We start from the raw sequence: 8,296 nt of genomic DNA, 5'->3' as shown, positions 1-8,296 counted from the left end.
GGGGGGGCGGCGGGGGGCGGGCCGCCGCGTGGTGGGCGGACGGGGGACGCGGGCCCCGCCGGGGGGCGGCGCCCCCACAAGAGGGGGCGGGCCCGCCCGGCGCGGGGGTGTGACTCAGGCGCGACTCACAGTGCCGGGTACGCGTTCTTCAGGAGTTCCTGGAACTGGGCCGAGAACCACTTGCCGGCCAGCGGCGCGTCCGGCAGGGCTCCGGACATGCTGTTGCCGTTGCGGACGTTGCCCGTGTACGTCGGGTCGCACATCCGGTCGAAGCCCTTGCCCTCGTCGTTGGGGATCTCCTTGCTCGCGCCGTCGGACTCGCCCGGCGGCTTCATCCACACGTACGCGTCGATGCCCGGCTCCGGAGCCGCCTTCGGGCGTTCGCCGAGGCCCGCGCCCGCCTGGTTGCACCAGTTGCCGGGGTTGATGCGGCGGTCGTAACGGCCGCCGTCGACATAGGTGTTGACGTCCGTCTTCGCGCCGGGGCCGGTGGGGCGGGCGGTGCCGCCCCAGCCGTTGCGGGAGGTGTCGATCAGCATGCCGATCTTGGATTCGAAGCCGACCGAGACCAGCTTGTCACGCATCGCCTGGGCGTACGACAGCTCGTCGGTGTAGCGGTTCCAGTCCACCCACTTCGACTGGCGCACCGAGACCCCGTTGACCGTGTCGCCGATGCCGAAGTGGTCCTCCTTCAGGGCGCTGTAGTTCGCGGTGTTGACGATGAAGCCGGTCACGTTGGCGACGGTCGAGCCCTCGGCGGTCGCCGCCGTCTTCAACAGCTCGGCGGACGGCCCGAAGTTGTCGTCCCAGCCCAGCCAGCCGTGGTGGCCGGCGTCCAGGTAGTTGTAGACGTTCGGGATCGCGCCCAGCTTGTTCAGGGCGTAGCCGACGCCCTTGATGTAGTTGCCGTTGGCCTTCATCACGTCGCAGTTCGCGGTCGCCGTCGGCCGGCCGCTCACGTTGGTGACCAGGTTGGGCAGCGAGTCCAGCTCGACCGTGGTGACGATCCGCAGGCTCGCGTACTTCGGGTCGGACAGGATCGCCGCGATCGGGTCGATGTACTGCGTCTTGTACTTGTCGATCTCCGTCGGGCCGAGTTCGCCGTTGGAGGCGAGGGCCGCGCAGTCCCGGCCGGGCAGGTTGTAGATGACGAACTGGACGACCATCTCGCCGTCGCCCTTCTGCCGCAGTGCCTCGTCGAGGTGCGCGCGCACGCCCATGGCGCCGTTCGCACCGTTGATGGCGGCGATCCGGTCCAGCCACACGCCGGTGGGCTGGTTCGACACCCGGGTGCCGCCGGGCTCGGCCGCCGCGTGCGCCGACCACTCCGGGTTCACGTACACCCTGGCCCCGGCGTACGGGTTGTCGACCCTGGTCCCGGCGGGCGGCGTCGTGGGCGGTGTCGTCGGCGGGGTGGTGGGCGGCGTCGTCGGAGGCGTGGTGGGCGGGGTGGTCGGCGGTACGGAGCCGGTGCAGACGACGCCGTTCAGCGTGAACGTCGCCGGCACCGCGTTCGTACCGCTGTAGGTGGCGTTGAAGCCGAAGGAGGTGGAACCGCCCGTCGCGAGGGTCCCGTTGTACGAGAGGTTCCTGGCGGTCACGGCGGCGCCGGACTGGGAGATGTCGGCGTTCCAGCCCTGGGAGACCTTCTGGTCTCCTCCGTAGCTCCAGCCCAGCGTCCAGGCGTTGACCGGGTCGCCGAGGTTGGTGACGGTGACATTGGCCGTGAAACCGGAGTTCCACTGGTTGGCCACCTGGTAGTCGACCTTGCAGCCGGCGGCTGCGGCGCCGGCGGTGGCGGTGCTCAGGGCGGTGGCCGTCGCGCCGGTGGCGGCGATCAGGCCGAGCGCCGCGAACAGGGCGGTGCGGCTTTTCGTGCGGCTCATGGTGTGGGGTGCCCTTTCAGTTTCCGTTCAGGGCGCGCAGATGGTCGCGCAGCCCTGTGCCGAATGCGGTGGGGGTGCCGTCGTACGAGGTGATCAGGGCCGGCCCGGAGGAGCAGTTCCAGGTGTTCCAGGTCCAGCCCAGGTAGGACAGGCCACGCTCGTCGAACCACTTCATGACGCGGTCGACGAATCCGTGTCCGCAGGTGTTCTCGCCGATCTCGCCCGCCACCAGGGGGACCTGGGCGGCGACCGGGGCGAGGGTGCTGCCCCAGCACGTCTCGTCCACGCAGGAGTTGAAGTTGTAGACGTGCCAGGCGGCGGCCAGCCGGCCGGCCGGGTCCGTGGGGCGGTGCGCGAGCCACTGGCTCAGATCGTTGGAGTACGCGAGGCCGGGCACCAGGAGCAGGTTCTGCGCCCCGGTCCCGCGGACCGCGTCCACCAGGTCCTGCATGCCGGCGACCTCGTACCCGATCCCCGGGCAGGTCCCGCCGTCGCGCCAGCAGGTCCATGCCTGGGCGGCGGTGGGGGTGGCCCGGTCCGGGTAGGGCTCGTTGAACAGGTCGAAGGCGACCCGCCGGTCGTTCTTGAAGGTCTCGGCGACGGAGGCCCAGAACGCCGGGGTGTACTGGGCGTCGGGCATCGGCTTCTGGCAGGTGGCGTGGACGTCGGCGCAGCCCGCGGAGTTGCCGGTGTACTGGCCGTACGTCCAGTGGAGTTCGACGATCGGGGTCATGCCGTGGGCGAGTACCCGGCCGACCAGGTCCTTCACGGCGTTCTGGTAGGTGGCGCCCCGGTACTCGGGCTTGACGTTCGCCAGGCCGAGCCAGCACTCCTCGTTGAGCGGGATGCGGACGGCGTTCGCCTTCCAGTCGGCGATGGCCTGCACGGCGGCGTCGTCGACGGGGCCGTCGAAGATGCCGTACCCCTGCACGCACATGAACTCGGCCCCGGAGCGGTTCACGCCGAGGAGGCGACGGGTGGCGCCGTTCTGGTCGGTGAGCCGGTTGCCGGTGACGCCGAGCTCGGGAGCGCCGGTGACCGGGGACGGGGTGGTGGGAGTCGGAGTGGGCGTGGGCGTCGGGGCAGAGTCCTGGTCGCAGACGGTGCCGTTGAGCGTGAACGTACCCGGCGCGGGGTTGCTGCCCGACCACGAGGCGAGGAAGCCGGTGGTCGCGCTCGCCCCGGTGGCGAGCGAACCGTTCCAGCTCTCGTTCGAGGCCGTGACGCCCGCGCCCGACTGGGACCATCGGGCGCCCCAGCCCTGGCTGATCACCTGACCGGCCGGGAAGTCGAAGCCCAGCTTCCAGGAGCTCACCGAGGGACCGTTGTTGGTGACGGTCAGCGCGCCCTGGAAGCCGCCGGCCCAGGACCCGGTGACGGAGTACTGCACGGTGCAGACCGGTACGGCCGCGGCTCCTGAGGCCGTACCGACCACGGCGAGAGCGGCGCTCGCCATGGTGAGCACTGCTCCCGCGAGCAGCGCCGGTAAGCGTGGGGGATGGCGCATGAGCGAGTCCTCACGGCGAGGGCACACCGGTGACGGGGTGCCGACGGGTTGGATTCGCTCCCACTGGTCGGGCCGACCGTAGCGACAACTGCCCTCAAGGAAAAGAGGAGTCGGGCAAATTCGTCGGCGGAGTGCCTTCGACTCTTTTCGACTCTTCCGGCGTCTTGACGGCGTCTCGCCGCGTCTGCACAGTGGGAGCGCTCCCACTGGTTCAGAGCCTGACCGCTCCGCCCTCGCTCCACCCCCACCCGCCGAGACGCGAGGAGAACCACCCACATGGCACTTCGCACGCCACGACCATCCCGAGCACGCCGCCCCCGCCGGCCGCTCGTCGCGCTGGCCGCCGTACTCGCGCTGCCGGCCGCGCTGCTGACCGTCGGTCCGCCCGCCCAGGCCGTCGCCGCCGTCCAGTGCAGCGTCGACTACAAGACGAACGACTGGGGCTCCGGCTTCACCGCCGAACTCACCCTCACGAACCGCGCCGCCACCGCACTCGACGGCTGGACCCTCAGCTATGCCTACGCCGGCGACCAGAAGCTGACGAGCGGCTGGAACGGCACCTGGACCCAGTCCGGCAAGACCGTCACCGTCACCAACGCCGCCTGGAACGGCACCGTCGCCCCCGGCGCCGCCGTCACCACCGGCGCCCAGTTCGGCTACACCGGCACCAACACCGCCCCGACCGCCTTCAGCGTGAACGGCACCCCCTGCACCGGAGCCCACCAGGCCCCGGTCACCGTCCTCACCAGTCCGGCGCCCGGCGCCGTCTACACCGAGGGCGACCCGGTCCCGCTCGCCGCCACCGCCGCGGCCGCCGACGGAGCCACCATCGGCAAGGTCGAGTTCTACAGCGACACCACGCTCCTCGGCACCGACACCACCGCCCCCTACACACTCGCCGCGGGCTCCCTGGCCGCCGGCGCCCACTCGCTCTACGCCAAGGCGTACGACTCCCTCGGCGCCGGCGGCGAGTCCGCGCCCGTCGGCATCACCGTCGCCGCCGGCCCCGCGCTCGTCGCGACCCCCGCCCAGCTCTCCGTACGCCAGGGCGCGACCGGAACCTTCGACCTCAAGCTCTCCACCCGGCCCGCGGCGGACGTCACCGTGACCGTCGCCCGCACCTCCGGCGTCACCGGCCTCACCGCGAGCCCGGCCACCCTCACCTTCACCACGGCGAACTGGAACACCGCCCAGAAGGTGACCGTCACCGCCGCGCCGACCGGCACCGGCACCGCGGTCTTCAGCGCGACCGCACCCGGCCACACCAAGGCCGAGGTCACCGTCGCCCAGCTCGCCGCGAACTCCACGTACGAGGCCCGCTTCCTCGACCTGTACGGGAAGATCACCAACCCGGCCAACGGCTACTTCTCACCCGAAGGGATCCCGTACCACTCCGTCGAGACCCTGATCGTCGAGGCCCCCGACTACGGCCACGAGACGACCTCGGAGGCGTACAGCTACCTCGTCTGGCTCCAGGCCATGTACGGGAAGATCACCGGCGACTGGTCGAAGTTCAACGGCGCGTGGGACACGCTGGAGAAGTACATGATCCCCACCCACGCCGACCAGCCCACCAACTCCTCCTACACCCCGGCCAAGCCCGCCACCTACGCGCCCGAGTGGGATCTGCCCTCCCAGTACCCGGCGAAGCTCGACACCGGCGTGACGGCCGGCGCCGACCCGCTCGCCGCCGAGCTGAAGAGCGCGTACGGCACCGACGACATCTACGGCATGCACTGGATCCAGGACGTCGACAACGTCTACGGGTACGGCAACGGGCCCGGGAAGTGCTCCGCCGGACCGACGGCGACCGGCCCCTCGTACATCAACACCTTCCAGCGCGGCCCGCAGGAGTCCGTCTGGGAAACCGTCACCCATCCCACCTGCGACCGGTTCGCGTACGGCGGCAAGAACGGCTACCTCGACCTGTTCACCGGTGACAGCTCCTACGCCAGGCAGTGGAAGTTCACCGACGCCCCCGACGCCGACGCCCGCGCGGTGCAGGCCGCCTACTGGGCCGACGTATGGGCCAAGCGGCAGGGCAAGGGCGGTCAGGTCGCCGGGACCGTCGCCAAGGCCGCCAAGATGGGCGACTACCTGCGCTACGCCCTGTTCGACAAGTACTTCAAGAAGGCCGGCGACTGCGTCGGACCCGCCACCTGCCCGGCGGGCACCGGCAAGAACAGCGCCCACTACCTGCTGTCCTGGTACTACGCCTGGGGCGGCGCCACCGACACCTCGGCCGGCTGGTCCTGGCGGATCGGCTCCAGCCACGCCCACGGCGGCTACCAGAACCCGCTCGCCGCCTACGCCCTGAGTACGTACGCCCCGCTGAAGCCCGCGTCGGCCACCGGCGCCGCGGACTGGGCCACCAGCCTCACCCGGCAGTTGGAGTTCTACCGCTGGCTCCAGTCCGACGAGGGTGCCATCGCGGGCGGCGCCACGAACAGCTGGCAGGGCCGCTACGCCACCCCGCCGGCCGGCACCCCCACCTTCCACGGCCTGTACTACGACGAGCAGCCCGTCTACCACGACCCGCCGTCCAACCAGTGGTTCGGCTTCCAGGCGTGGTCCATGGAACGCGTCGCCGAGTACTACCAGCAGACCGGGGACGCCCAGGCGAAGACCGTCCTCGACAAGTGGGTCACCTGGGCGCTGTCGCAGACCACGATCAACCCCGACGGCACCTACCGCGTACCCGCGACGCTCCAGTGGTCCGGCGCCCCCGACACTTGGAACGCGGCGAGCCCCGGCGCCAACAAGGGCCTGCACGTCACCGTCGCCGACTACACCGACGACGTCGGCGTGACCGCCGCCTTCGCCAAGACCCTCACCTACTACGCGGCCAGGTCCGGCCACGCCGAGGCCAAGCGGATCGCCAAGGCCCTCCTCGACGGCATGTGGACCCACGACCAGGACCCGATCGGCGTCTCGGTCCCGGAGACCCGCGCCGACTACAACCGCTTCGACGACCCCGTGTACGTTCCGAGCGGCTGGAGCGGCACCATGCCGAACGGCGACGCTGTGAACTCCTCGTCCACCTTCACCTCGATCCGCTCCTTCTACGAGAACGACCCGGCCTGGCCGAAGATCGAGGCGTATCTGGCGGGCGGCGCCGCCCCCGTCTTCACCTACCACCGGTTCTGGGCCCAGGCGGACATCGCCCTGGCCATGGGCTCGTACGCGGAGCTGCTCGAGTAGGGACCGCCGCCCCGCGCGAGCGGGCGGCCCCGCGTACGACGCGGGCGGGCGGACCCCGGTCCGGGGTCCGCCCGTTCGGTGTGCCGGCACGCGGTCGCTAGACGGCCGGGAGGACGTCGAGACCGAGCTCGTGGTTCTTGATCGCCTCGCGTACGGCGTTGACGAAGCCGTTCCAGAAGTGGTCGGCGTACGGCGCGTCGGTGCTGGGCACGCCGGCCGTCGTGCGGCGGTTCGCGGCGCCGGAGAAGGTGCCGAACATCGCCGAGCGCAGCGCCGTGGAGATCTCCAGCTGCGCGCCGGCGCCGGTCCGGGTGCGGTTGACGATGTTCGTCGGGTCGTCGCCGTTGATGGGGTCGGTGGCGCCCGCGAGGACCACGGTCACGTTCCAGTCCGGGTTCGTGTTCTTCGTGTTGAGACCGTACTTGTCGAAGGCCGCGAGCAGGTTGCGCTTGAGCCGCGCGTCCAGGCCGCCGACGTTGATCTTCTTCTCGGTCGGCTCGCTGAAGCCGTGCAGCGAGACCGCGTACAGGTTGTTGGCGCAGGCGGCCAGCGCGGCCGGGTCGTCGCAGTGGGTCGACGTGACGTGCTGGTTGTCCGGGTTGGCGAGCGCCTCGAACATCCAGTAGTCGCGCTGCGGCTGCCCTGCCACCGCCGCGCTCGCGGGGTCCGTGGTGTAGTCGAACGGCGTGTAGCCGGCGACGGCCATGCACAGCTCGCTCGTGCCCGACTCGATGGCACCGCCGTGCGGCGCGATGACCGCGGTGCTGTTGACGGCGACGCTCGTGCTCTTGGCGTTGTCCGTGACCTGGACCGGCGCGCCGATGCGGAAGCGCCGCATCCAGTCGGTGCCCTCCTTGGCCGCGGTCTTGGTGTACAGGTCGGTGTTCGAGCTGTACAGCTCGGTCGCGGAGGCGGGCGTCGCGCCGTTGCCCGCCACGGCGTTGAGGGTGGGCAGGGCCGCGGCGACGGCGGCGACGGAGGCGAGCACGGTGCGTCTGCTGGTGTTGGTCATGAGGGTGATCCTGCACCACGGCCCGACGACCGATTCCGGGGGGTCCCTCTGGACATGACAAGGCGCGAACACCGCTGGCCGGGGCGCGTGGTCCGATAACCGGGAGGCATGGCTTGATCACTCAGACCGGAAACCGGCTGTCGCGGTTCGTGGGACACCCCGTAGAAACGGGCTGCTGTTTCCCGTTGGTCGTTTTCCCAACCAAGGAGCCCGTCATGACCCGTTTGCGCACCACCACCATGGCCCTCGCCGGCGCCGCCGCGATGTTCGCCCTCACTGCCGCGCCCGCCCAGGCGGCCCCCGGTGACGTGACGACCACCTGCGCGAGCACCGCCACCCCGGCCGGCTACGTCGACGTCAGCTGGGGTTACAGCGCCAGCTGCGGCACCCAGAACTTCGACCCGAACATCAAGCAGATCAAGCAGCTGACCGGCCTGCCGATAGGCACCGTCGTCCAGGCGTGCGGGTCCACGTACTACCCGGCCGGCTGGACGGCGACCAGCTCCTACTACTCCAGCTCCTGCGTCGCCTTCCCGAACTCGGGCTTCAACAACAACGCCTGGACCCTCAAGCGCGTCTACTGATCGCGCCTCCGCGCGGTCGAGTCACGGCCGAGGGCGGGCGGTCGGTGGCGGTGAACTCGCCGTTCGACAAGGAGACCCTGGTGCCAAAGGACGGCGGCCTCACACA

Annotated in this window: 5 protein-coding genes; 2 read left to right on the top strand and 3 right to left on the bottom strand. The window is 70.7% G+C overall.

Translation table 11 applies throughout. The features are described from left to right. Positions 1 to 125: 125 nt before the first annotated feature. Together ACWEV0_RS35205 and ACWEV0_RS35200 are read right to left on the bottom strand one after the other, a co-directional pair. Positions 126 to 1,886 carry a glycoside hydrolase family 6 protein gene (locus tag ACWEV0_RS35205; protein WP_453153886.1) on the bottom strand — a complete coding sequence of 587 codons (1,761 nt, stop codon included), beginning with the start codon at positions 1,884 to 1,886 and terminating at the stop codon, positions 126 to 128. A gap of 16 nt (positions 1,887 to 1,902) precedes the next feature. Further along, positions 1,903 to 3,393 (bottom strand): cellulase family glycosylhydrolase, encoded by a 1,491-nt coding sequence (locus ACWEV0_RS35200; RefSeq protein ID WP_453153885.1) that lies wholly within the window; start codon positions 3,391 to 3,393, stop codon positions 1,903 to 1,905. 276 nt (positions 3,394 to 3,669) lie between these two features. Here ACWEV0_RS35200 and ACWEV0_RS35195 point away from each other — a divergent pair, with 276 nt between their 5' ends. After that, a complete protein-coding gene (locus ACWEV0_RS35195; RefSeq protein WP_453153884.1) occupies positions 3,670 to 6,594 on the top strand; it encodes a glycoside hydrolase family 48 protein in 2,925 nt (974 codons plus the stop codon). 97 nt (positions 6,595 to 6,691) lie between these two features. Here ACWEV0_RS35195 and ACWEV0_RS35190 read toward each other — a convergent pair whose 3' ends face one another. After that, positions 6,692 to 7,606: a poly-gamma-glutamate hydrolase family protein gene (locus ACWEV0_RS35190; protein WP_453153883.1), complete on the bottom strand. Its 915-nt coding sequence runs from the start codon at positions 7,604 to 7,606 to the stop codon at positions 6,692 to 6,694. Between the two features lie 215 nt (positions 7,607 to 7,821). Here ACWEV0_RS35190 and ACWEV0_RS35185 point away from each other — a divergent pair, with 215 nt between their 5' ends. Continuing rightward, entirely contained in the window at positions 7,822 to 8,190 is a 369-nt protein-coding gene (locus ACWEV0_RS35185) for a hypothetical protein (RefSeq protein ID WP_453153882.1), read from the top strand. Positions 8,191 to 8,296 lie beyond the last annotated feature (106 nt).

Source organism: Streptomyces sp. NPDC003943, from assembly GCF_053605265.1.
This window is presented reverse-complemented; position numbering and strand designations above follow the sequence as displayed.

Coding starts and splice junctions, on each gene's coding strand:
- ACWEV0_RS35205 (WP_453153886.1), bottom strand. CDS start 1,886: ATGAGCCGCACGAAAAGCCGCACCGCCCTGTTCGCGGCGCTCGGCCTG.
- ACWEV0_RS35200 (WP_453153885.1), bottom strand. CDS start 3,393: ATGCGCCATCCCCCACGCTTACCGGCGCTGCTCGCGGGAGCAGTGCTC.
- ACWEV0_RS35195 (WP_453153884.1), top strand. CDS start 3,670: ATGGCACTTCGCACGCCACGACCATCCCGAGCACGCCGCCCCCGCCGG.
- ACWEV0_RS35190 (WP_453153883.1), bottom strand. CDS start 7,606: ATGACCAACACCAGCAGACGCACCGTGCTCGCCTCCGTCGCCGCCGTC.
- ACWEV0_RS35185 (WP_453153882.1), top strand. CDS start 7,822: ATGACCCGTTTGCGCACCACCACCATGGCCCTCGCCGGCGCCGCCGCG.